The sequence below is a fragment of the Streptomyces sp. NBC_00876 genome, from assembly GCF_045207435.1.
Lineage (GTDB): Bacteria > Actinomycetota > Actinomycetes > Streptomycetales > Streptomycetaceae > Streptomyces.
Genome location: NZ_CP108800.1, coordinates 5,621,937 through 5,644,455 on the forward strand (window position 1 = coordinate 5,621,937; position 22,519 = coordinate 5,644,455).

Annotated in this window: 24 protein-coding genes; 11 read left to right on the forward strand and 13 right to left on the reverse strand. The window is 70.5% G+C overall.

The window, feature by feature from the left end:
* Positions 1-10: 10 nt before the first annotated feature.
* The 3 genes from OG782_RS24860 to OG782_RS24870 are packed head-to-tail and all read right to left on the reverse strand — an operon-like array spanning position 11 to position 3,007.
* Entirely contained in the window at positions 11-1,144 is a 1,134-nt protein-coding gene (locus OG782_RS24860) for an Mrp/NBP35 family ATP-binding protein (RefSeq protein WP_406454488.1), read from the reverse strand.
* Between the two features lie 44 nt (positions 1,145-1,188).
* Positions 1,189-1,743 (reverse strand): DUF1003 domain-containing protein, encoded by a 555-nt coding sequence (locus OG782_RS24865; RefSeq protein ID WP_406454490.1) that lies wholly within the window; start codon positions 1,741-1,743, stop codon positions 1,189-1,191.
* On the reverse strand, positions 1,733-3,007 hold the full coding sequence (locus tag OG782_RS24870) for a magnesium transporter MgtE N-terminal domain-containing protein (protein WP_406454492.1): 1,275 nt from the start codon (positions 3,005-3,007) through the stop codon (positions 1,733-1,735). The genes OG782_RS24865 and OG782_RS24870 overlap by 11 nt, the downstream gene beginning before the upstream one ends.
* A gap of 205 nt (positions 3,008-3,212) precedes the next feature.
* Between OG782_RS24870 and OG782_RS24875 the strand changes: the two genes are divergently transcribed.
* Positions 3,213-3,992, forward strand: coding sequence for a hypothetical protein (locus tag OG782_RS24875; protein WP_406454494.1), 780 nt, complete (start codon positions 3,213-3,215; stop codon positions 3,990-3,992).
* Between the two features lie 15 nt (positions 3,993-4,007).
* On the opposite strand, the gene OG782_RS24880 is transcribed toward OG782_RS24875, so the two are convergent.
* On the reverse strand, positions 4,008-4,526 hold the full coding sequence (locus OG782_RS24880; RefSeq protein WP_406454496.1) for a hypothetical protein: 519 nt from the start codon (positions 4,524-4,526) through the stop codon (positions 4,008-4,010).
* Positions 4,527-4,559: 33 nt separating this feature from the next.
* Positions 4,560-5,681, reverse strand: a complete 1,122-nt coding sequence (locus OG782_RS24885; RefSeq protein ID WP_406454498.1) for a magnesium and cobalt transport protein CorA — start codon at positions 5,679-5,681, stop codon at positions 4,560-4,562.
* Positions 5,682-6,091: 410 nt separating this feature from the next.
* Here OG782_RS24885 and OG782_RS24890 point away from each other — a divergent pair, with 410 nt between their 5' ends.
* Positions 6,092-6,676 (forward strand): suppressor of fused domain protein, encoded by a 585-nt coding sequence (locus OG782_RS24890; RefSeq protein WP_406454500.1) that lies wholly within the window; start codon positions 6,092-6,094, stop codon positions 6,674-6,676.
* A gap of 81 nt (positions 6,677-6,757) precedes the next feature.
* Here OG782_RS24890 and OG782_RS24895 read toward each other — a convergent pair whose 3' ends face one another.
* Positions 6,758-7,990 carry an MFS transporter gene (locus tag OG782_RS24895; protein ID WP_406459259.1) on the reverse strand — a complete coding sequence of 411 codons (1,233 nt, stop codon included), beginning with the start codon at positions 7,988-7,990 and terminating at the stop codon, positions 6,758-6,760.
* A 172-nt stretch (positions 7,991-8,162) separates the two neighbouring features.
* Here OG782_RS24895 and OG782_RS24900 point away from each other — a divergent pair, with 172 nt between their 5' ends.
* From OG782_RS24900 to OG782_RS24910, 3 genes are all read left to right on the forward strand, one after another.
* Positions 8,163-8,807, forward strand: coding sequence for a DUF6758 family protein (locus OG782_RS24900; protein WP_406454502.1), 645 nt, complete (start codon positions 8,163-8,165; stop codon positions 8,805-8,807).
* A 74-nt stretch (positions 8,808-8,881) separates the two neighbouring features.
* The gene (locus tag OG782_RS24905; RefSeq protein ID WP_406454504.1) at positions 8,882-9,748 is read left to right on the forward strand and encodes a PHP domain-containing protein; all 867 of its coding nucleotides are present in this window, start codon (positions 8,882-8,884) and stop codon (positions 9,746-9,748) included.
* A 173-nt stretch (positions 9,749-9,921) separates the two neighbouring features.
* On the forward strand, positions 9,922-10,527 hold the full coding sequence (locus OG782_RS24910; RefSeq protein ID WP_406454506.1) for a MarC family protein: 606 nt from the start codon (positions 9,922-9,924) through the stop codon (positions 10,525-10,527).
* Between the two features lie 77 nt (positions 10,528-10,604).
* Here the strand turns inward: OG782_RS24910 and OG782_RS24915 are convergent, their stop codons facing one another.
* On the reverse strand, positions 10,605-10,757 hold the full coding sequence (locus OG782_RS24915; RefSeq protein WP_198676864.1) for a hypothetical protein: 153 nt from the start codon (positions 10,755-10,757) through the stop codon (positions 10,605-10,607).
* A 222-nt stretch (positions 10,758-10,979) separates the two neighbouring features.
* Between OG782_RS24915 and OG782_RS24920 the strand changes: the two genes are divergently transcribed.
* Positions 10,980-11,867 carry an NYN domain-containing protein gene (locus tag OG782_RS24920; protein WP_406454508.1) on the forward strand — a complete coding sequence of 296 codons (888 nt, stop codon included), beginning with the start codon at positions 10,980-10,982 and terminating at the stop codon, positions 11,865-11,867.
* Between the two features lie 56 nt (positions 11,868-11,923).
* Here the strand turns inward: OG782_RS24920 and OG782_RS24925 are convergent, their stop codons facing one another.
* Together OG782_RS24925 and OG782_RS24930 are read right to left on the reverse strand one after the other, a co-directional pair.
* Positions 11,924-12,769, reverse strand: a complete 846-nt coding sequence (locus OG782_RS24925) for an alpha/beta fold hydrolase (protein WP_406454510.1) — start codon at positions 12,767-12,769, stop codon at positions 11,924-11,926.
* 82 nt (positions 12,770-12,851) lie between these two features.
* A complete protein-coding gene (locus OG782_RS24930; RefSeq protein WP_406454512.1) occupies positions 12,852-14,762 on the reverse strand; it encodes a DEAD/DEAH box helicase in 1,911 nt (636 codons plus the stop codon).
* A 475-nt stretch (positions 14,763-15,237) separates the two neighbouring features.
* Between OG782_RS24930 and OG782_RS24935 the strand changes: the two genes are divergently transcribed.
* Positions 15,238-15,972 (forward strand): ferritin-like fold-containing protein, encoded by a 735-nt coding sequence (locus tag OG782_RS24935; protein ID WP_406454514.1) that lies wholly within the window; start codon positions 15,238-15,240, stop codon positions 15,970-15,972.
* A 6-nt stretch (positions 15,973-15,978) separates the two neighbouring features.
* Here the strand turns inward: OG782_RS24935 and OG782_RS24940 are convergent, their stop codons facing one another.
* The 4 genes from OG782_RS24940 to OG782_RS24955 form a co-directional block, all read right to left on the reverse strand.
* A complete protein-coding gene (locus OG782_RS24940) occupies positions 15,979-16,248 on the reverse strand; it encodes a hypothetical protein (RefSeq protein ID WP_406454516.1) in 270 nt (89 codons plus the stop codon).
* A 222-nt stretch (positions 16,249-16,470) separates the two neighbouring features.
* Positions 16,471-16,698, reverse strand: coding sequence for a DUF3107 domain-containing protein (locus tag OG782_RS24945; RefSeq protein ID WP_024490505.1), 228 nt, complete (start codon positions 16,696-16,698; stop codon positions 16,471-16,473).
* A gap of 135 nt (positions 16,699-16,833) precedes the next feature.
* Positions 16,834-17,475 (reverse strand): TetR/AcrR family transcriptional regulator, encoded by a 642-nt coding sequence (locus OG782_RS24950; RefSeq protein ID WP_406454518.1) that lies wholly within the window; start codon positions 17,473-17,475, stop codon positions 16,834-16,836.
* 167 nt (positions 17,476-17,642) lie between these two features.
* Positions 17,643-17,858 (reverse strand): hypothetical protein, encoded by a 216-nt coding sequence (locus tag OG782_RS24955; protein WP_406454520.1) that lies wholly within the window; start codon positions 17,856-17,858, stop codon positions 17,643-17,645.
* A gap of 109 nt (positions 17,859-17,967) precedes the next feature.
* Here OG782_RS24955 and OG782_RS24960 point away from each other — a divergent pair, with 109 nt between their 5' ends.
* From OG782_RS24960 to OG782_RS24975, 4 genes are all read left to right on the forward strand, one after another.
* Positions 17,968-18,933 (forward strand): alpha/beta fold hydrolase, encoded by a 966-nt coding sequence (locus OG782_RS24960; RefSeq protein WP_406454522.1) that lies wholly within the window; start codon positions 17,968-17,970, stop codon positions 18,931-18,933.
* Positions 18,918-20,300, forward strand: a complete 1,383-nt coding sequence (locus tag OG782_RS24965; RefSeq protein ID WP_406454524.1) for a DUF3152 domain-containing protein — start codon at positions 18,918-18,920, stop codon at positions 20,298-20,300. The genes OG782_RS24960 and OG782_RS24965 overlap by 16 nt, the downstream gene beginning before the upstream one ends.
* Before the next feature lie 167 nt (positions 20,301-20,467).
* Complete coding sequence (locus tag OG782_RS24970; protein ID WP_326738590.1) at positions 20,468-20,563, forward strand: Ms4533A family Cys-rich leader peptide; 96 nt, start codon at positions 20,468-20,470, stop codon at positions 20,561-20,563.
* Between the two features lie 228 nt (positions 20,564-20,791).
* Positions 20,792-22,519 carry an ABC transporter substrate-binding protein gene (locus OG782_RS24975; protein ID WP_406454525.1) on the forward strand — a complete coding sequence of 576 codons (1,728 nt, stop codon included), beginning with the start codon at positions 20,792-20,794 and terminating at the stop codon, positions 22,517-22,519.

Genomic DNA, 22,519 nt, shown 5'->3' on the forward strand with positions numbered 1-22,519 from the left:
CTTCCCGCGGTCAGAACTTGTTGCGCGGCGTGATGCCCAGGGACATGCCGGACAGGCCGCGCTGACGGCCGCCCAGCTTCTCCGCGATGGAGCGCAGGGCCTTGCCGGCCGGGGAGTCGGGGTCGGACAGGACGACGGGCTTGCCCTCGTCGCCGCCCTCGCGCAGCCGTACGTCGATCGGGATGGAGCCGAGCACCGGCACCTCGGCGCCGATCGTCTTCGTCAGCCCCTCGGCGACCCGTGCGCCACCGCCGGAGCCGAACACGTCGACCATCTCGTCGCAGTGCGGGCACGGCATGCCCGACATGTTCTCGACGACACCGACGATCTTCTGGTGGGTCTGGACGGCGATCGAACCGGCCCGCTCGGCCACCTCGGCCGCGGCCTGCTGCGGGGTCGTGACGACCAGGATCTCCGCGTTCGGCACCAGCTGGGCCACGGAGATCGCGATGTCACCGGTGCCCGGCGGCAGGTCGAGCAGCAGGACGTCCAGGTCGCCCCAGTACACATCGGCGAGGAACTGCTGCAGCGCGCGGTGCAGCATGGGTCCGCGCCACACCACCGGGGTGTTTCCGGGGGTGAACATGCCGATGGAGATGACCTTCACGCCGTGCGCCGACGGCGGCATGATCATGTTCTCGACCTGGGTCGGCTTGCCGTCCGCGCCGAGCATCCGGGGCACGCTGTGCCCGTAGATGTCCGCGTCCACGACACCGACCTTGAGACCGTCCGCCGCCATCGCCGCCGCGAGGTTCACCGTCACGGAGGACTTGCCGACGCCGCCCTTGCCGGAGGCGACCGCGTACACCCGGGTCAGCGAGCCGGGCTTGGCGAAGGGCACCTCGCGCTCAGCCGTGCCGCCGCGCAGCGAGGTCGCCAGATCCTTGCGCTGTTCGTCGCTCATCACGTCGAGCGTGACCTCGACCCGCGACACACCCTCGACGCGGGCCACCGCGTCCGTGACGTTCTTCGTGATCGTCTCGCGCATCGGACAGCCGGAGACGGTGAGATACACCGTGACAGCGACCACACCGTCAGGATCGATCTCGACCGATTTCACCATGCCGAGCTCGGTGATCGGGCGGTGGATCTCCGGGTCGTTCACTGTCGCCAGTGCCTCAAGCACCGCGTCTTCCGTAGCCATACGGACGATGGTACGGCGCCTGGTGCTACGCGCGGGTAGCCCTGTCAGCGGTCTTCGTCACTCTCGGCCGGGAGCAGGGCCCGGCGGTCGTCCAGGTCCTTCACCAGGTCCTCCAGTTCGGAGCGGATCCAGTCGCGGGTGGCGACCTCCCCGAGACCCATCCGCAGTGCGGCGATCTCCCTGGTCAGGTACTCGGTGTCGGCGATGGAGCGCTCGTTCTGGCTGCGGTCCTGTTCGTGGGTGACCCGGTCGCGGTCGTCCTGCCGGTTCTGCGCGAGCAGGATCAGCGGGGCCGCGTACGAGGCCTGGAGCGAGAGCATCAGGGTCAGGAAGATGAACGGATACTCGTCGAACCGCAGGTTCCCGGGCGCGAAGATGTTCCACACCACCCACAGGATGATGATCAGCGTCATCCAGACGATGAACCGCCCGGTGCCCAGGAAGCGCGCGATCCGCTCCGAGAACCTGCCGAACGCCTCGGGGTCGTACGCCGGCAGCAGCCGCCGCCGCGGGTCCTTGGGCTGGTCGAGCCGGGCCCTGGGGGTGCGGGTCAGCGCCGTCGAGCCGTTCGACGCGCGGGAACGCTCCTCACCGGCCACGGAGCATCCCCTCATGGCCGTGGAAGTCGGTCTCGCGCCAGTCGTCGGGCAGCAGGTGGTCCAGGACGTCGTCGACCGTCACCGCACCCAGCAGCGAGCCGCTCTCGTCCACCACGGGCACCGAGACCAGGTTGTACGCCGCCAGGTAACTGGTCACCACCGACAGCGGGGTCTGCGGGGTCAGCGCCACCAGGTCGCTGTCGACGATCGAGCTGACCAGGGTGAACGGCGGGTCCCGCAGCAGCCGCTGGAAGTGCACCGTGCCGAGGTACTTGCCCGTGGGCGTCTCGTCCGGCGACCGGCACACGTAGACCTGCGCGGCGAGCGCCGGGGAGAGGTCCGACTGGCGGACCCGGGCGAGCGCGTCGGCGACCGTCGCGTCCGGGCGCAGGATGATCGGCTCGGTGGTCATCAGACCGCCCGCCGTGCGTTCCTCGTACGACATCAGGCGCCGCACATCGGCCGCGTCGTCCGGACGCATCAGCGTCAGCAGCCGCTCCTTGTCCTCCTCGGGCAGCTCGGACAGCAGGTCGGCGGCGTCATCGGGGTCCATCGCCTCCAGGACGTCGGCCGCGCGCTCCTCCTTGAGCTTGCCGATGATCTCCACCTGGTCGTCCTCGGGGAGCTCCTCCAGGACGTCGGCGAGCCGGTCGTCGTCCAGCGCGGCCGCGACCTCCGCCCGCCGCTTGGGGGAGAGGTGGTGCAGGGCGTTGGCCACATCGGTGGGGCGCAGCTTCTCGAACGTGGCGACCAGCGACTCCGCGCCCTGCCCGTGCTCCTCCAAAGAGAACCCGCTGACGGCCGACCACTCGACGGTCAGGGTCTCGCCCTTGCGGCGCAGCGCCCCGCCCCGGCCCTTGCGTACGAAGTACTTGTCGATCTCCCAGTCGCGACGGGCCGGAAGCTGCTGGATGGCCACGTCGAGGACGGTGACCTCCTCGCCGGTCTCCACCAGGCTGACCCGCCGGTCGAGGAACTCGCCGAGCACCAGACGTTCGGTGGGCCGCTGTTCGAAGCGCCGCATGTTGACCACGCCGGTGGTGATCACCTGCCCCGACTCGATGCCCGTCACCCGGGTCATCGGGAGGAAGATCCGGCGCCGGCTCACCCCCTCGACCACCATGCCCAGCAGCCGGGGCGGCCGGCCGCCGATCCGGAGCATCGCGACCAGGTCGCGGACGCGTCCCACCTGGTCGCCGTTGGGATCGAAGACGGGTACGCCGGACAGGTGGGAGACGAAGACGCGGGGCGTGCCTGGGGCCATGCGTGCGCCTCCTCGTTCGCCGCCGGGCTTTACGCATCCGGTGTGTTCCGACAGTTCTTGCACCCTTATGACGTGATCAGGCTAGCCCGTACCGCTGTGTGCCGCCCCGGCGAACCGTCCGTACGGCTCTCTGCCGGAAGACGTAGGCCGCACGGGTACGCTGCCGTCTGCCACCCCCGCCATGCAGATGAGAGGCAGTGCGCCTGTGACCTCTTTTGTCCCGCCCGTCCGGGCCCGCCGCCGGACCGCCACCCTCGCCGTCGTGCTCTGTGCCGGGCTGACCGCGGCCCTGACCGCATGCGCGGGCGAGGATCCGGACAAGGGGACCAACGGGGTCGGCAGACTGACCGCGCCGGAGATCGAGAAGAAGGCGCAGGCGGCGGTGGACTCCGCCGACGCGGTCCGGCTGTCCGGCACGCTGGTGAGCAAGGGCGGCACGTACAAGATCGACATGAGGCTCAAGGACAAGGGCGGTGCCGGTTCCGTCACCTCGAAGAACAGCACGTTCGAGCTGCTGCGGATCGGTGACGAGCTCTATCTCAAGGCCGATGCCGGCTTCTGGACCCATGACGAGAAGGGCAGGACGGACGCCGGGAAGACCGGTGACGCGGGCGGCACAGCCGCCGACAAGCTCGAGGACAAGTACGTGAAGGTCCCCGAGGACGACCCCACGTACAAGCAGCTGAGCGGCTTCACGGACAAGAAGGTGCTGCTCGGCGGGCTGCTCGCGCTGCACGGCGAGGTCGGCAAGGGCGACCGCGACAAGGTCGGCGGTGTGCGCACCATCCGGATCATGGGCAGCGAGGGCGAGGGCGGTGCGCTGGACGTGTCCCTGGAGGGCAAGCCGTATCCGCTCCGCTTCGCCCGCGGCGGCGGCGGGGGCACCATCACGCTCGCCGACTGGGGCAAGGACTTCGCGCTGGAGGCCCCGGCCGAGGACGACACGGTCGACTACGGGCAGCAGCTGCCGAAGTCGGCCTCGTAACGTTACGGCCTGCCGCTACGACTTGCGCAGCGACCGCTTCAGCAGGCGCGGCAGGCCGGCGGGCACCGGCAGCCGGGTGGTCGCGGTGGTGGGCAGCGGTGCGGCCGCCCCGGAGGTGTCCGGCAGCCGGGTACGGGAGTCGAGGGGCGTGAGCCGGACGATCCGGCACTCGCGCGCCCACCGCTCGGGCATCTGCTCCGCGTCCGGCGCGTTGAGCCGCTTGCCCTTGAGCTCGGCGACGGCCGCCTCCCACTCCTCGGAGTGCGGTGCGAGCTGGGCCACCGAGGCCGACCAGGCGACGAGACGGCCGCCCTTGTCCTTGCTGCGGACGGTCACCTCCGCGGTGGCGCCGTCGGTGAGGCCGGCCGGGAGCGGCTGTTCGCCGGGGCCGTCCCCGACGAGATGGGCCGCCCCCTCGTGCCACACGTGCCACAGCGCCCGCGCGGGACCGGTGCCCCGCACCCAGATGAGGCCCGACTTCTTGGTGGCCTCCTCGACGAGGGCCGGTCCGAGCAGCGTGTCAGCAGCAGTCATGGGGCAGAGCTTAGACGGCCCTTGGCGTACGGGTCAGAGCCAGCCGTTGCGCTTGAGCATGCGGTGGATGGAGAAGCAGACGACGCCGATGAAGCCCATCACCATCGGGTAGCCGTACGTCCAGCGCAGCTCCGGCATGTGGTCGAAGTTCATGCCGTAGACGCCGCAGATCATCGTCGGTACGGCGACGATGGCCGCCCACGACGTGATCTTGCGCATGTCCTCGTTCTGCGCGACGGTCGCCTGCGCCAGGTTGGCCTGGAGGATCGAGTTCAGCAGTTCGTCGAAGCCGATGACCTCCTCCTGCACCCGGACGAGGTGGTCGGCGACGTCCCGGAAGTACTTCTGGATGTCCGGGTCGATCAGCCGCATCGGCCGTTCGCTGAGCAGCTGCATCGGGCGCAGCAGCGGCGAGACGGCCCGCTTGAACTCCAGTACCTCGCGCTTGAGCTGGTAGATCCGGCCCGCGTCCGAACCGCGCGGGCTGCCCTTGTCCGGTGTGGAGAAGACCTCGATCTCCACCTCGTCGATGTCGTCCTGCACCGCGGCCGCCACCGCGATGTAGCCGTCGACGACATGGTCGGCGATGGAGTGCAGGACCGCCGACGGGCCCTTGGCGAGCAGCTCGGGGTCGTCCTGAAGGCGGTGGCGCAGCGCCCGCAGCGAGCCGTGGCCGCCGTGCCGCACCGTGATGACGAAGTCCCGGCCGGTGAAGCACATCACCTCACCGGTCTCGACGACCTCGCTGGTCGCGGTCAGTTCGGCGTGCTCGACGTAGTGGATGGTCTTGAAGACGGTGAACAGCGTGTCGTCGTACCGCTCCAGCTTCGGCCGCTGGTGGGCGTGGACGGCGTCCTCGACGGCCAGCGGGTGCAGCCCGAACTCCCGGGCGATGCCTGCGAATTCCTCCTCGGTCGGCTCGTGGAGGCCGATCCAGGCGAAGCCGCCCTTCTCCCGCACCCGGAGCATCGCCTCGTGCGGCGTACGGCAGGTGCCGTCCACCTCGGCGAGCCGGCGGCCGTCGCGGTAGACCGCGCAGTCGACGACCGCGCTGGATGCGGAGGGGTCGCGTGTGGTGTCGTAGCTGTTGTGCAGGGGGTTGGTCTTGCGCAGGGACGGGCGCACCACGGCACGCAGGTCACGGATCATCGACATGGCTGGCTCCTTCACGGAGGGCCGTCGGCGAGGGCGTGGAACAGCCCGGAATGGGGACGTGGGCTCACGTCCGCAAAGCGGGCGGCACCGCGGAGGCGCGACGACGGCGATCGCTACAGACAGGCAAAAAAGGAGTGCTCTTCCGTCGTGCGAAATGCCATGGGCCTTGACCGAGAAGGCGTCAGATCACAGAAGAAAGGTGTCGAGCGGAAGAGCGGTTGGTACTGCACGGTCGACTTGGATCCACCGCAGCCCCACCTCCTCCGGTCGGTCCCCCGTAGGGGATGACGTTTCGTCGGGACTTGAGAGCGACGCTTCTGCGTGCTGTCCCGACCGGCACCCCAGGCTAGCAGCCGGTACAGGGTCAATCCCTTACTTTGCCCGTTCCATACGCGTCCTATGCTCGCGGCATGGCAGAAATTCTTGCTCTGGTCGAGGCACGTCTGCGGACGGCCCTGGGTGAACCGGACGCACGCGCAGCAGTGACGTTTCTCGGGACGGACCGGATCGAGGTACTCCGATTCATCGACGGCGATGTGGTGAGGTACGCCACGCTCGGCATGTCCGTCCAGCCGATGGCAGATCCGACCGCGACCCTCGCCGACCCGGTGAAGGGGCCGCGCGCGGAGCTGGTCCTCTCGGTGCGGCTCGGGCTCGCCGATACCGACCAGGTGCTCCGCAAGCTCGCGGTGCTGGCGGCCTCGCCGCAGGTGGAGGGCCTGATCGTGGCCCCCGGCGCCTCCCTGGACGTCGGTGAACCGCTGTGGCCCGGGGCGCCGTTCAGCTCCGTGCTGGTCGCCGAGTCCGGGGGGCTCGTGGAGGACCTGGAACTGGAGGAGCCGATGGAGCCCGTACGGTTCCTGCCGTTGCTGCCGATGACGCACAACGAGGCGGCCTGGAAGCGGGTCCGGGGCGCGCAGGAACTCCAGGAGCGGTGGCTGTCGCACGGGACGGACCTGCGTGACCCGCTGCGCGCCTCGGTGGCCCTGGACTGACGGGGGCCGTACGCCGTTGCGCGCGAAGGCCCCGCCGCGCGGCCAGGAGAGGAGCCGTGGGCGGGGCGGGGGCGGGGAGCGTCAGTTGGCGAAGGCCGTGACGCCGTCCTCGGTGGCGTGCTTCGGTTCCAGCTCCTCGGCATCGTGGGTCAGCGCCGAGCGCCGGACCCAGACCACGACAGCGCCGAGGAGCGCGGCACCGGCGGCGACCACGAACGGGATGTGGATGTTGCTCCACTCCTCGATCTTCGGTGCCAGGTAGGGCGCGGCGGCCGCGGCGAACCAGCGGACGAAGTTGTATCCCGCGCTGGCCACCGGGCGGGGCGCGTCCGAGACGCCGAGCGCCAGCTCCGTGTAGACGGTGTTGTTCATGCCGATGAAGGCGCCGGAGACGATGGTGCAGACGATCGCCGTCATGTGGTTGCCGTATCCGAGGATCACCAGGTCGGCGGCGAGCAGCACCAGCGAGGCGCCGACCACCTTCAGCGAGCCGAAGCGCTTCTGCAGCCGGGGTGCGACGAGCACCGAGAAGACCGCCAGCAGCAGGCCCCAGCCGAAGAAGACGGCGCCGGACTTGTACGGCGACATGTTCAGCACGAACGGCGTGAACGCCAGGATCGTGAAGAACGCGTAGTTGTAGAAGAACGCCGAGGTCGCGACGGAGGCGAGCCCGCCGTGGCCAAGCGCCTTGACCGGGTCGAGCAGCGAGGTCTTACGGGCCGGCCTGGGCTGCTCCTTGAGGAACGCGGTGATGCAGACGAAGCCGATCGCCATCAGCGCGGCCGTGCCGAAGAACGGGTAGCGCCAGCTGGCGTCACCGAGCAGGGCGCCGAGCAGCGGCCCGCAGGCCATGCCGAGCCCCAGCGCCGACTCGTACAGCAGGATCGCCGCCGAGCTGCCGCCCGCCGCCGCTCCGACGATGACGGCGAGCGCGGTCGAGACGAAGAGCGCGTTGCCCAGGCCCCAGCCGGCCCGGAAGCCGACGAGTTCCGCGACGGACGACGAGGTGCCGGAGAGCGCGGCGAAGACCACCACGAGGGCCAGGCCGGTCAGCAGTGTCTTGCGGCCGCCGATCCGGCTGGAGACGAAACCGGTGACGAGCATCGCGACGGCGGTGATCAGGAAGTACGAGGTGAAGAGCAGGGAAACCTGGCTCGGCGTCGCTTCCAGGCCCTTGGCGATGGACGGCAGGATCGGGTCCACCAGGCCGATTCCCATGAACGCGACGACGGAAGCGCCCGCTGTGGCCCAGACGGCCTTCGGCTGGCGCAGGATGCTCGCCGTTCCCGGATCGAACGGATCCTCTCCCTGCATGGTCTTCTCGCTCTCCACTAGGTCGTTGTGTTATGCACACAATAAGTTAGAGGATCTAATGAATGCAAGCTACATCTAAATCCGCTGATGGGGGGCCTCCGACGGGGGAGCCACGCTGCGGAAGGGTGATCGTCCTTGACGCGGCGACGGCCGGGGAGGACCGTTGGTCGCTATGAGGGGCGAACCAAGTTGCCCGAAGTGCGGAGGCCGGGTCAGGGCGCCCGGTTTCTTTGCCGACACCTGGCAGTGCGATGTGCACGGCAGCGTGCATCCGCTCCAGCCGGTCATCCCGCCCAGCGTCGAAGGACTCGGGGTGACGGTGCACCGCGCCCGGGTGCCGGTGTGGATGCCCTGGCCGCTGCCGGTCGGCTGGCTGTTCACCGGTGTGGCGTGCGCGGGTGACGACCGCAGCGGGGGACGGGCCACCGCCGTCGCCTGCTCCGGACCGTCCCCGCTCGGCGGTCTCGGCGAACTGCTGCTCGTCGCCGAGGAGCTCGGCGTCGGACTCGGTGCGCGCTACGCCGGGATCGACGGTCCCGATCCGGGCCCGCAGCTGCGGGTCGACGGGCCGCCCGACGTCAAGGTGCTCGCCGCCGGCCGCCCGACCCCGCTCTGGCACGTGAAGGACGCCCCCTCCGACCGGGCCGTCTTCGCAGGCGAGGCGCGCGGACTGTGGCTCTGGGCGATCGTCCGGCCCGAGCAGTCGGGTCTCCTCATGTACGACGAGCTGGTCCTGACCGATCTGCGCGACGCCGGCGGAGAGGTCGGCCTGGTGCCCTGCGGCGCGCTCACCCCCCGCCTGCTGACCGCGCCCTGAGCGTCCGGCACGGGACGGTTCGCCGGTTATCCTTGAGCGTCCCCCACCCGGCTGCGAGCACTGGAGTACGAGTCGTGCGCATCGACCTGCACACCCACTCCACCGCGTCGGACGGTACGGACACCCCCGCCGAACTGGTGCGCAACGCGGCCGCCGCGGGTCTGGACGTCGTCGCCCTCACCGACCACGACACGGTCCGCGGCCACGCCGCGGCGATCGCGGCCCTCCCCGAGGGCCTGACCCTGGTCACCGGCGCCGAACTCTCCTGCCGCATCGACGGCGTGGGCCTGCACATGCTGGCGTACCTCTTCGACCCAGACGAGCCCGAGCTGGCGCGCGAGCGCGAGCTGGTGCGCGACGACCGGGTGCCGCGCGCGCGGACGATGGTGCGCAAGCTCCAGGAGCTGGGCGTCCCGGTCGAGTGGGAGCAGGTTGCCCGGATCGCTGGTGACGGCTCGGTCGGGCGGCCGCACATCGCCACAGCGCTGGTCGAACTCGGCGTCGTCGCGACCGTGTCCGACGCCTTCACGCCCGAGTGGCTCGCCGACGGCGGCCGTGCCCACGCGCAGAAGCACGAGCTCGACCCCTTCGACGCGATCCGGCTGGTCAAGGCCGCCGGCGGCGTCACCGTCTTCGCCCACCCGGCCGCCGTCAAGCGCGGCGAGGTGGTCCCCGAGTCGGCGATCGCCGAGCTCGCCGCGGCCGGACTCGACGGTATCGAGGTCGATCACATGGACCACGACGAGCCGACCCGGGCACGGTTGCGCGGACTCGCCCGCGAGCTGGGGCTGCTGACCACCGGTTCCAGCGACTACCACGGCAGCCGCAAGACCGTACGGATCGGCGAGTACACCACCGACCCGGAGATCTACGGCGAGATCACCCGGCGCGCCACGGGAGCCTTCCCGGTGCCGGGGGCCGGCGGACCCGTCACCCCGTAACGGCATCCGCGCCACGCCCGCGCGGCCGTTCCCTTCCCGTCTCCCCTCTCCCGCCCCTCACACCCCACGCGCACCGGTCGCCGCGGCTGCTGTCGGACTCCCGACGGCCGCCGGTCCGGCAGGACCGCGGCGCGCCCCCACCGCATTTCCGCTCTCTCCCCGCAAGGCTCACTGTGTTCGACGTCGCTGTTTTCGGATCCCTTTTTCTCACCCTTTTTGTGATTATGGATCCGCCCGGAATCACCCCGATCTTCCTCGCGCTCACCGCCGGCCGTCCCGCCAAGATGCAACGCCGCATGGCGATGCAGGCGGTCGCCGTGGCCTTCGGGGTGATCGCCGTCTTCGGTCTGCTCGGCCAGCAGATCCTGGACTATCTGCATGTCTCCGTCCCCGCACTGATGATCGCCGGCGGGCTGCTCCTCCTGCTGATCGCGCTCGATCTGCTGACCGGCAAGACCGACGAGCCGACCCAGACCAAGGACGTCAACGTGGCGCTGGTGCCCCTGGGCATGCCGCTGCTCGCCGGTCCCGGCGCGATCGTCTCGGTCATCCTCGCGGTGCAGCACGCCGACACCGTGGACAGCCAGATCTCGGTCTGGACCGCGATCGTCGCCATGCACCTCGTGCTCTGGCTGACCATGCGTTACTCGCTGCTGATCATCCGGGTCATCAAGGACGGCGGCGTCGTGCTGGTCACCAGGCTGGCGGGAATGATGCTGTCGGCCATCGCCGTGCAGCAGATCATCAACGGCGTCACCCAGGTCATCCAGAGCGCCTGACCCGCCCCCGCGCACCACAGCGCCCCCGTACGGACCATCCGTGCGGGGGCGCTTCGTCTTTTTACGTCGGTGATGCGTTACGAAGCCGAGCTTTCGGCCGGGCGGATATAGATGCGCTGGCCGATTGCGGCGGCCTGCTGCACGATCCGGTTGACGGAGGCGGCGTCCACGACGGTGCTGTCCACGGCGGTACCGTCGACATCGTCGAGTCGCATGATCTCGAAGCGCATATGGCTTCCCTTCGTCTGATCCTCCTGCTGGAGAACTACTGGGAGGACGGGTGGCCCGTCCGCAAGGATGAAGAGCGCCAGGCATGTCTCACCTGCGCCCCACGGGGTGTACAACGACTTGCTGCCTGCAATCATTCCCTACGCTAAGGAAATTTTTTGGATGTCTAAGTACCAGCGGGTAATCGAGCATGCGCGGACGATGACACCGGCGACGGGGCCCGTATGAACGAGGCCGAGATCGGTGATCGCCTGGACCGCGTCAATGAACTGCTCCAGCGCATGCTCGCCGAGGTGTCGAAGACCCCTTCGACGCATGCGATCTTCGTGGACGCGGGCTATGTGTACGCCGCGGCCGGACTGCTCGTCACCGGCACCGAGGACCGGCGCTCCTTCGACCTCGACTCCGAAGGGCTGATCGAGGCCTTCATCGACAAGGCCCGCACGATCTTCGCGGACAGCAGGCTGCTGCGGGTGTACTGGTACGACGGAGCCCGGCGCCGGATCCACACCGTCGAGCAGCAGTCCATCGCCGAACTCCCCGACGTCAAGGTCAGGCTCGGCAACCTCAACGCCAACAACCAGCAGAAGGGCGTCGACTCGCTCATCCGCACCGACCTCGAATCCCTCGCCCGCCACCGCGCCATCAGCGATGCCGCGCTCGTGGGCGGCGACGAGGACCTGGTGTCGGCCGTCGAGGCCGCGCAGGGATACGGCGCCCGGGTCCATCTGTGGGGCATCGAGGCCGCGGAAGGGCGCAACCAGGCCGAGCCGCTGCTCTGGGAGGTCGACAGCCAGCGCACCTTCGACCTCGACTTCTGCCGCCCGTACGTCACCAGACGCCCCGTCACCACCTACGAGGAGGACACCCCCGCGCCCTCGCGCGAGGACGTCCGCTTCGTCGGTGCGCAGATCGCCGCGAACTGGCTCTCCGCCCGCGGCCGCGAGTCCCTGGCCGACCTGCTGCCGGGGCACCCGTATCTGCCGGGCTCCGTCGACCAGGACCTGCTGGTCGAGGCCGAGCGCCTGCTCCAGCACTCACTGCGCGGCCACGCCGGTCTGCGGCGGGCGCTGCGCGACGGCTTCTGGCAGCACCTCCAGGCGCAGTACTAGGGCCTCTCGTCCGGGGAGCGGGCCGGATCCAGACGCAAGACCCTGGCGCCCGCCGCCTACAGGCTGTCCCAGAAGGAGACGAGAGCCGCCGCCGTCGGCTCCGGCCGGCCCGTGTTGGGGGAGTGCTCGGCGCCCTCGATCCGGGTCCGGCGCGCGCCGAGACGCTCCGCCATCTCGTCGAGCAGCGGCACCGGCCAGACGTCGTCGCGCTCGCCGGAGATCACATGGAACGGGAGCCCCGTGGCGGCGAGCCCGGCCACCCGGTCCGGTTCGGTGGCCAGCAGGCGGCCGGTGGCGATGAGCTGGGCGGGGTCGTGGCGCAGCCAGCGCCGCCGCAGGTCCTCGCCGCCGGTGTCCGCCTCGGCCGGCGGGTCGAAGGCGCGCATCGCCGCCCAGACGTCGTCCATGCTCATGGTCGCGAGCGCGTCACCGAGGATCTTCAGCTTGACCTGCTGGCCCTCCACGACCTCGGCCGGCCCCGAGGACATCAGGGTGAGCGAGCGGAACGGCGCGGCGTCCAGGAGTACGGCGGCGCGCGCGATCTGCCCGCCGAGCGAGTGGCCGAGCAGGTCGACCGCACCGTCGCCCAGAGCGAGCGCGGCCGCCTGTGCCAGTACGTCAAGAGCCAACTCGCCCTGGGCGTACGTCTCCTGACGGCCCGTTCCATCGGTCTCGTACTGCCCGCGCCCGTCGACGGTGACGGCGCGGTAGCCGGCGTCGGCGAGTGGCTGCAGCAGGGCGATGAAGTCCTCCTTGCTGCCGGTGTACCCGGGCATCAGGAGGACGGTTCCCCGTGGATCCGTACGCGGTGCCGCGTCCAGCACGGCGAAGTCCCCGCGCTCGGTGTGCAGCGCGCGGGGACGGGCGCAGGGGGGCGGGGTGAAAGTCGGTGGCCTGCTCATGGCACGAGGTTAAGCCGTGAAACAGCCGGACGGGCCCGAGGAGAGTCCTCGGGCCCGTCCGGCATGTCTGTGCGGTGTGCGCTCAGCCCTCGGACTTCGCGGCAGTGGTGCGCGGTGCCCGGCGCCTGCGCGGCTTGGCCTCGCCCTCGGCGGCCGGGGCCTGGGCCACGGCCTCCGTCTTCGGCTTGGCGGCCGCACGGGTGCGGCGGCGCGGACGGGTCTCCGTCTCGGGCTCGGCGATCGGCGCGATCTGGAAGTCGACCTCGTCCTCGGCCGGCTTGATCACCCGGGCACGGCGGCGCGGCTTGGTCACCGTCGTCGCCTCGGGGGCCGGCTCGGCCACCGGGGCGGTCTGGAAGTCGACCTCGTCCGCCACCGGCTTGACGACCCGCGCGCGGCTGCGGCGCGGCTTCGTCTCGGTCACGGTCACCGGCTCGGTGTCCACGACGACCTCGGCCTTGGCCTTGGCCGTCCTGGTCCGGGTCCGCTTCTTCGGCTCGGCCTCGGGCTCGGCGTCGACGACCACGGCCGGAGCCTCGGCCACGGCGACCGCTGCCTCGGCGGCGACCTCCGCGACACCGACGCGGCCGCGCCGGCGACGGCGCGGGGTACGGGGCTCCGACGGGCCGTCAGCGGCCTCGGGAGCCTCGACGGCCTCCGTGGCAGGTGCGGGCACCGTGGCGACGCCGTCCTCGGCGGCGGAACCGCCCCGGGTGCGACGACGCTGACGCGGCGTACGGGGCGCACGCTCCTCGCGGACCGCGGGGGCCGACGCGGCGGCGGACTTGCGGCCACGGCCGCCCGTCTCACCGAGGTCCTCGAGCTCCTCGGCCCGCAGACCGGCACGGGTCCGCTCGGTGCGCGGCAGGACACCCTTGGTGCCGGCCGGGATGTCGAGCTCCTCGTACAGGTGCGGGGACGTGGAGTACGTCTCCGGCGGGTCCGGGAACTTCAGGTCCAGGGCCTTGTTGATCAGCTGCCAGCGCGGGATGTCGTCCCAGTCGACCAGCGTGATCGCGATGCCCTTGGCACCCGCGCGGCCGGTCCGGCCGATCCGGTGCAGATAGGTCTTCTCGTCCTCGGGCGACTGGTAGTTGATGACGTGGGTGACACCCTCGACATCGATACCGCGGGCCGCGACGTCGGTGCAGACGAGCACGTCGACCTTGCCGTTGCGGAAGGCGCGCAGCGCCTGCTCGCGGGCGCCCTGGCCGAGGTCGCCGTGGACCGCGCCGGAGGCGAAACCGCGCTTCTCCAGCTGCTCGGCGATGTCGGCCGCGGTGCGCTTGGTGCGGCAGAAGATCATCGCGAGCCCGCGGCCGTTGGCCTGGAGGATCCGCGAGACCATCTCGGGCTTGTCCATGTTGTGCGCGCGGTAGACGTACTGCGCGGTGTTCTTGACGGTCGAGCCCTCGTCGTCGGGCGACGTGGCGTTGATGTGCGTCGGCTGCGACATGTAGCGGCGCGCGAGGCTGATGACCGCGCCCGGCATGGTCGCCGAGAACAGCATCGTCTGGCGCTTCGCCGGCAGCATCGTGATGATGCGCTCGACGTCGGGCAGGAAGCCCAGGTCGAGCATCTCGTCGGCCTCGTCGAGGACGAGGGCGCGGACCTGCGACAGGTCGAGCTTGCGCTGGCCGGCCAGGTCGAGCAGCCGGCCCGGGGTGCCGACGATCACGTCGACGCCCTTCTTGAGGGCCTCGACCTGGGGCTCGTACGCCCGGCCGCCGTAGATGGCGAGAACGCGGACGTTTCGCACCTTGCCGGCGGTCAGCAGGTCGTTGGTGACCTGCTGGCAGAGCTCACGGGTCGGGACGACGATCAGGGCCTGCGGGGCGTCGGTCAGCTTCTCGGGCTTGGCCCGGCCTGCCTCGACGTCCGCGAGGACGGTGACGCGCTCCAGCAGCGGCAGGCCGAAACCGAGCGTCTTGCCGGTGCCGGTCTTGGCCTGTCCGATGACATCGGAGCCGGAGAGCGCGACGGGGAGCGTCATCTCCTGGATGGGGAAGGGGGACGTGATGCCGACAGCCTCAAGGGCTTCGGCCGTCTCGGAAAGGATCCCGAGGTCTCGGAACGTAGTCAGGGTGCTGCCTCTTCTGTGAAACGCGGTCCGAGGCGAACGAAGGGGGTCGTACCGTGCCGGGGTTGGTCATCCGGCCGTGGATGGGCCGGGTGGCGCGGGACCACTGCCGTCGCTCGAGCGCTCGTGCCGCTGAGGGGGCCCCTCATCTGCGGTCGTACGTGTCGTACGCACCGCGTGGAGGGCTGTCGGGTCGGAGCCGATCGGGCCACCGACCGGGCATCCTCATTCAATTTCGCGCCACGAGCAGTTGCAAAATGCTCAGTAAGCGCAATACCACTGTACCCCGGATTCGCGCATCTGTGTTGGGCGAATTCATCGGAACGGTGTGACGTGAGTCGGCGGCCGGACCCTTCCGCCCGTCGGTGAGCGGGCTATTCTGCGCTTCATGGAGACGCCTGACAACGCCACTGAAGCACCCGCATCCACCAGAATCGCCGACCAGGACTGGGCCACCGCGGCCACTGAGCCGCAGTACCGTGCCGCCGTCGTGGACCTGCTGGGAGCACTCGCCTACGGGGAGCTGGCGGCCTTCGAGCGGCTCGCCGAGGACGCGAAACTGGCGCCGACCCTGGCCGACAAGGCGGAGCTGGCGAAGATGGCGTCCGCGGAATTCCATCACTTCGAGCGGCTGACGGACCGGCTGACCGCGATCGAGGTGGAGCCGACCGGCGCCATGGAGCCGTTCGCCAAGGCGCTCGACGACTTCCACCGCCAGACCGCGCCGTCGGACTGGCTGGAGGGCCTCGTCAAGGCCTACGTCGGCGACTCGATCGCCAGTGACTTCTACCGCGAGGTCGCGGCAAGGCTCGACTCGGACACCCGCTCCCTGGTCCTCGCCGTGCTCGACGACACGGGCCACGGCAACTTCGCCGTGGAGAAGGTGCGCGCCGCGATCGAGGCGGACCCGAGGCTCGGCGGCCGGCTGGCCCTGTGGGCGCGCCGGCTGATGGGCGAGGCGCTCTCGCAGGCGCAGCGGGTGGTGGCCGACCGGGACGCGCTGTCGACCATGCTGGTGGGCGGGGTGGCCGACGGGTTCGACCTGGCCGAGGTCGGCCGGATGTTCTCGCGGATCACCGAGGCGCACACCAAGCGGATGGCCGCCCTGGGGCTGGCGGCGTAGGGCCCGTCAGGCCGCCGCCGACCGGCTCAGCCGGCGGCTGCGCGGCCGGATCAGCAGGGACAGCGTCACCGCGGAGATCGCCACCGCGCCGATCAGGGCGGCCGGCACATGGCCGGGGCCCAGCACCGTGTGCATGAGACAGACGCCGAACAGGGCGCCCAGCGCGCCGGTGCCGAACACGGCGCGGCGGGCGGGGAGCCTGTGCGACAGCGAGCGCAGGGCCGCCCAGGAGAGGGCGAGTCCGAGCACGACGGAGCCCAGCGTTTCCAAGATCACAGACGATCACCTCGCAGGTACGGGGCGGGCAAATCGGTCGTAGGCGGTCCTACCCCCGGGCGGCGGAATGCAACCCTCCTGCGGACAGGCTTCGCCCAGCCGTCGCACCGGATCGGCGGTCTCGCCAGGGGCGCCGCCCGTACCGCCGGTACAACGGAAAGCGGCCCGGCGGGGAAATCCCCGCCGGGCCGCTTTCCACGGTCACTCTGTCCTGGCGTGCCGCTACAGCGCGCCGAACCCCACCCGTCGCGTGCTGGGCTCGCCGATCTCCACGTAGGCGATCCGGTCGGCCGGCACCAGGACCTTGCGGCCCTTCTCGTCCGTGAGGCTGAGCAGCTGCGCCTTGCCGGCGAGAGCCTCGGAAACCGCGCTCTCGACCTCTTCGGCGGAAAGCCCGCTCTCCAGAACGATCTCCCGGGGCGTGTGCTGCACCCCGATCTTGACCTCCACGGCTATGTCCCTCCGACGGTCAGTCCCTGCGCGGTGTGAACCGCGCCGTACGCAGCACACATTAGCCCGCGCAGAGGAGCCGTCAGGGCTCGGCGGGCAACGCCCGCAGCGAACACCGCCTCCGGCCGCCCCCGGTCAGTGCTGATCGATGCCGTGCAGCGGGAAGCCCGCGATGCCCCGCCAGGCCAGTGAGGTGAGCAGCTGCACCGCCGTGTCGCGCGGAATGGCGGACCGGCTGGAGAGCCAGTAGCGGGCGACCACCTGGGACACCCCGCCGAGACCGACCGCGAGGAGCATGGACTCCTCCTTGGACAGCCCCGTGTCGCCGGCGATGACGTCGGAGATCGCCTCGGCGCACTGCAGCGAGACGCGGTCGACACGCTCGCGCACGGACGGCTCATTGGTCAGGTCCGATTCGAAGACCAGCCGGAAGGCGCCGCCCTCGTCCTCGACGTAGGCGAAGTACGCGTCCATCGTCGCGGCCACGCGCAGCTTGTTGTCCGTCGTCGACGCCAGTGCCGTACGTACGGACTGGAGCAGTGACTCGCAGTGCTGGTCGAGCAGTGCCAGATAGAGCTCCAGCTTGCCCGGGAAGTGCTGGTAGAGCACCGGCTTGCTGACCCCGGCCCGCTCCGCGATGTCGTCCATCGCGGCCGAGTGGTAGCCCTGCGCGACGAAGACCTCCTGCGCGGCCCCCAGAAGCTGATTGCGTCGGGCGCGGCGGGGCAGGCGAGTGCCCCGCGGGCGCGCCGCCTCGGTCTGCTCGATGGCTGTCACGCCGCCTCCCAAATTTGTGATCGGACACAGCCGTTCCTTGCACGCTGCGCCATACCGACATCGTACTTTTGGGTAACCCGGGTATGCGCGGCGCGGACGCAGAATTTCACGGACCGGACGACTGCGGTAGCCACAGATTCCCTGCTCCTGTCGCAGAGCGGGATGTATCAGCGGTAATCGTCCTCATCCTGTGCGACGACGCGGGCCTGCTCCGCGGCATCCGCCTCGTTCGCGCCGTTGCGGTCGAGCTCCGTCAGTGGTTCGTCGCGCTGCGGCCGCAGTTCCGCCTGCTGTTCGGCGGCGTCCGCCTCGGGTGTCTCCTGACCGGGTTCGTCCGGCTGGACGTCCTCGAAGGTCTCCGGATCACTGGGGTCGACCGTCATGGTGACTCCCTTCCTTGCTTCGAGACTAGGAGGTACCCCCCGAAGCCGCTACGCGGTCTGTGACGGCGAACACATGAACCACTGCGTGATCGTCTCGTAACATTGCCGCATGTCTTCGACCGAGCTGCCGGGAGTCCGGGCCGCCGCCGCAGCGGTGGCCCCCGCGGTGAGTGCCGTCAGGGTGGCGGAGGGGGAGCGGCTCCGCTCCGTCACGCTCCCGGGGCTGACGCTGTCCGTCCGTTCGAGGCCGCCGGAGCGGACCGGGCTGCCGCCCGCGCTCTTCGTGCACGGGCTCGGAGGCTCCTCGCAGAACTGGACGGCGCTGATGCCGCTGCTCCAGGACGTGCTGGACAGCGAGGCGCTCGACCTGCCCGGCTTCGGTGACTCCCCGCCGCCGGACGACGGCAACTACTCGGTCACCGGCCACGCCCGCGCGGTGATCCGTTTCCTGGACGCCGAGGAGCGCGGCCCCGTCCATCTGTTCGGCAACTCGCTCGGCGGCTCGGTGGCGACCCGGATCGCCGCGGTCCGCCCCGACCTGGTGCGCACGCTCACCCTGATCTCGCCCGCGCTCCCCGAGATCCGGGTGCAGTGGTCGGCCGCGCCGACCGCGCTGCTCGCCGTCCCCGGGGTCGTATCCCTGTTCGCCCGGCTGACCCGTGAGTGGAGCGCGGAGGAACGTACCCGCGGTGTCATGGCACTCTGTTACGGCGATCCGGCACGGGTCTCCGAGACCGGCTTCCGCGACGCGGTGGCCGAGATGGAGCGACGGCTGGAACTGCCGTACTTCTGGGACGCCATGGCGCGCTCCGCCCGTGGCATCGTCGATGCGTACACGCTGGGCGGTCAGCACGGACTGTGGCGGCAGGCCGAGCGGGTGCTCGCACCGACCCAGCTCGTGTACGGCGGACGGGACCGGCTCGTCTCGTACCGGATGGCACGCAGGGCGTCCGCGGCATTCCGCGATGCGCGGCTGCTGACACTGCCCGATGCCGGGCACGTGGCGATGATGGAGTACCCGGAGACGGTCGCCCAGGCGTTCCGGGAACTGCTCGACGAATGCGGCGGGAGCTGATCCGGGGCGTGGGACGACACAGTCGAAAGGGCCCGGCGCCCAGGGCGCCCGAGACCGGGCAGGCCGGGGCCGAGGCGGGTGCGGGGCGCGAGGCCGCCCCGCCCGTCACCGGCAGCGGCCGGCGCAGACGGCCGGGCGACATGCCGCCCGGCACGGACGGCCACACCCCGTTCCAGGGCGCACCCCAGGTGCGCGGCGGCCATCCGGAACAGCGCGAACCCGGCGGCGGCTGGGGCACCGGGCCCATGGGGCGGTACACCGAACGTCAGGGCGTCGCCGGCGGCGGGCACTTCGGCGCACCGGCCGCCGCGCCCGGACGGCCGCAGACGCCGCGCGATGCGCAGCACCAGCAGGCGGCCGGCACCAGGCCGCTGATACCGGGACCGCGACGCGAGTTCGTCGACGCCTTCGACGGTCCGCCCGCACCGCCCGCGCCTCGTGGACCGGCCGCGGCGCCGGCCGATCCGTACCGCTCGGTCACCGAGTGGGACGACTCGCCGCCCGCCGGTGGTGAGGGAGCCGCTGCTCCCGCCGGTGAGCCGAAGGACGCGAAGGGCGGCAAGGGCCGCACCTTCACCGGCATCGCCGCCGCGGCGGTGACCACCGTGCTCGCCGTGGTCGTGGCGGGCCAGGTCGCCCACGACGACGGCGGCGGCCGGACCGGCGCCGCGCAGCCCACGAGCGCGGACCGGGACACCGCCAGCGACACCTCCCGCTCGGACAGCCGGACGACGCCCGCCCCCGAGCCTGCGGCGGTCAAGCCCCTCACGTACGAGCAGAAGATGGCCAAGGCGTATCCGCTGGCACCGGAACTGAAGGCGTCGGGGGCATTCGAGAGCGTCCCCGGTACGGCGAAGGCTCCGGGCAAGGGGCATGCGTACCGCTACCGGATCGATGTCGAGAAGGGGCTCGGTCTCGACTCCGGGCTCTTCGCCCAGGCGGTGCAGAAGACCCTCAATGATGAACGCAGCTGGGCCCACGACGGCGACATGACCTTCGAACGGATTTCCAGCGGCGATCCGGATTTCGTCATCACGCTGGCCAGCCCGGGCACCACGGGGGAGTGGTGCCGCAAGTCGGGTCTGGACACGATGGAGGACAACGTCTCCTGCGACTCCGCCGCCACCGAGCGCGTGATGATCAACGCCTACCGCTGGGCCCAGGGCTCGTCCACCTTCGGGCCGGACAAGCTCTTCTCCTACCGCCAGATGCTGATCAACCACGAGGTCGGTCACCGGCTGGGCCACAACCATGTGAGCTGCGGCACGAAGGGGGCCCTCGCCCCGGTGATGCAGCAGCAGACCAAGTCGCTGGACATCGGCGGGATCAAGTGCCGGCCCAACGCCTGGGTGTATCCGACCGGTTGAGCCCGGCGCGCCTCGGCCGGGGCGGGCCGCAGGAGTGCCCCGGGCGGTCCGGCGGGAGCGTGCCGCGGGGGGCCGTGGGGTGCCGCGCCGAACATGCTGTCCATATGATGAGACTGCTGTCTCATATTGCGTTGACATCGCGCAGCCGTTCGCCGATATTTCTCGGCATGTCACGCAGCCTCGTCACCTCCGATCGCGCCGCCATTGAGCTGGCGCTCATCGGCGTGACCGGGCACAGCGTCGCCGACATCGACTGTTGCTGACGCCTGCCCGAGTGCGCGTCGGCCCCCCGTCCGAGCCCTGATGGCTCCGGACCGCCCTTCCCCGACTGCCGCGCCCGGGCGTACTCCGTCCGCAGGCGCGGCAGTTCCAGTGTTCCGGTCACCTCACCCTGTTCCGACCGGTTGTGTGCACATGCCTCTCGCCGCCGCCTGCGCGGAATCACCTGCTGTTTCCTCCATTCAGGCAGTACTCCGAGAGGTCACCTTCCGATGCGTCAACCCTCCGTCATATCGCGCCGCGTGGCAGCGGCCGCCGCAGTACTCGCCGTGGCCGCGGGCGCCGCGGCCTGCGGCCCCGAGGGCAGCAGCAAGGGCAGCGACGACACCTCCGGCGCGGCGGGCGCCCCCAAGAAGGGCGGCACGCTGACCGTCCTCAACGCCAAGCCGCAGGAGGACTTCGACCCCGCGAGGCTCTACACCTCCGGCGGCGGCAACGTCCCCTCCCTCGTCTTCCGCACCCTCACCACCCGCAACCGCGAGGACGGCGCCGCGGGCTCCAAGGTCGTCCCCGACCTCGCGACCGACCTCGGCACGCCCAGCAAGAACGCCACGGTCTGGACGTACACCCTCAAGGACGGCCTCAAGTACGAGGACGGCAGCGCCATCACGAGCGCCGACATCAAGTACGGCATCGAGCGCTCCTTCGCCGCCGAGCTGTCCGGCGGCGCGCCCTATCTGCGCGACTGGCTGATCGGCGGAGCCGCCTACCAGGGCCCGTACAAGGACAAGAAGGGCCTCGGCTCGATCGAGACGCCCGACGCGAAGACCATCGTCTTCCACCTCAACAAGCCCGAGGGCGAGTTCCCCTTCCTGGCCACCCAGACGCAGACCACCCCCGTACCGAAGGCCAAGGACACCGGCACGAAGTACGAGGAGCACCCGCTCTCCTCGGGCCCGTACAAGGTCGTCAGGAACGAGGGCGACGGCGAGCGCCTCACCCTGGAGCGCAACACCTACTGGTCGGCCGCCACCGACGAGGAGCGCAAGGCCTACCCCGACCGGATCGACGTCCGTTCCGGGCTCGACTCCGCCGTCATCAACCAGCGGCTGTCCGCCTCGCAGGGCGCCGACGCCGCCGCCGTCACCACCGACACCAACCTCGGCCCGGCCGAACTCGCCAAGGTCACCGGCGACAAGAAGCTCGCCGCCCGCGTCGGCACCGGCCACTTCGGCTACACGAACTACATCGCCTTCAACCCGAAGGTGAAGCCGTTCGACAACCCGAAGGTCCGCCAGGCCATCTCGTACGCCGTCGACCGCACCTCCGTGGTCAACGCCGCCGGCGGCTCCTCGCTCGCCGAGCCCGCCACCACCTTCCTGCCCGACCAGGCCTCCTTCGGCTACACGCCGTACGACGCCTTCCCGGCAGGGAAGAACGGCAACGCGGACAAGGCCAGGGAACTGCTGAAGGAAGCCGGATATCCCAAGGGGCTGACCGTCACCCTCACGCACAACAACGAGAAGAACTTCGAGACCAGCCCGGAGATCGCCACCGCGCTCCAGGAGGCGCTCAAGAAAGCCGGGATCACCGTCAAGCTCCGCGGCCTGGAGTCCAACGCCTACTCGGACACCGTCTACAACGTGAAGACCGAGCCCGGCTTCTTCCTCGGCGGCTGGGGCGCCGACTGGCCCTCCGGCGGTCCGTTCTTCGCGCCGATCTTCGACGGACGCCAGATCGTCAAGGCCGGGTACAACTTCAACTCCGCCCAGCTGGACGACCCCGCGGTCAACAAGGAGATCGACGAGATCAACAAGCTGACCGACCTGAGCGCCGCCGCCGAGCGCTGGGGCGCGCTCGACAAGAAGGTCGGTGAGCAGGCGCTGACCGTGCCGCTGTTCCACCCGGTCTACAAGCGCCTGTACGGCGAGTCCGTCAAGAACGTCGTCATCAGCGACTGGACCGGCGTGCTCGACATCTCGCAGGCCGCGGTCAAGTAA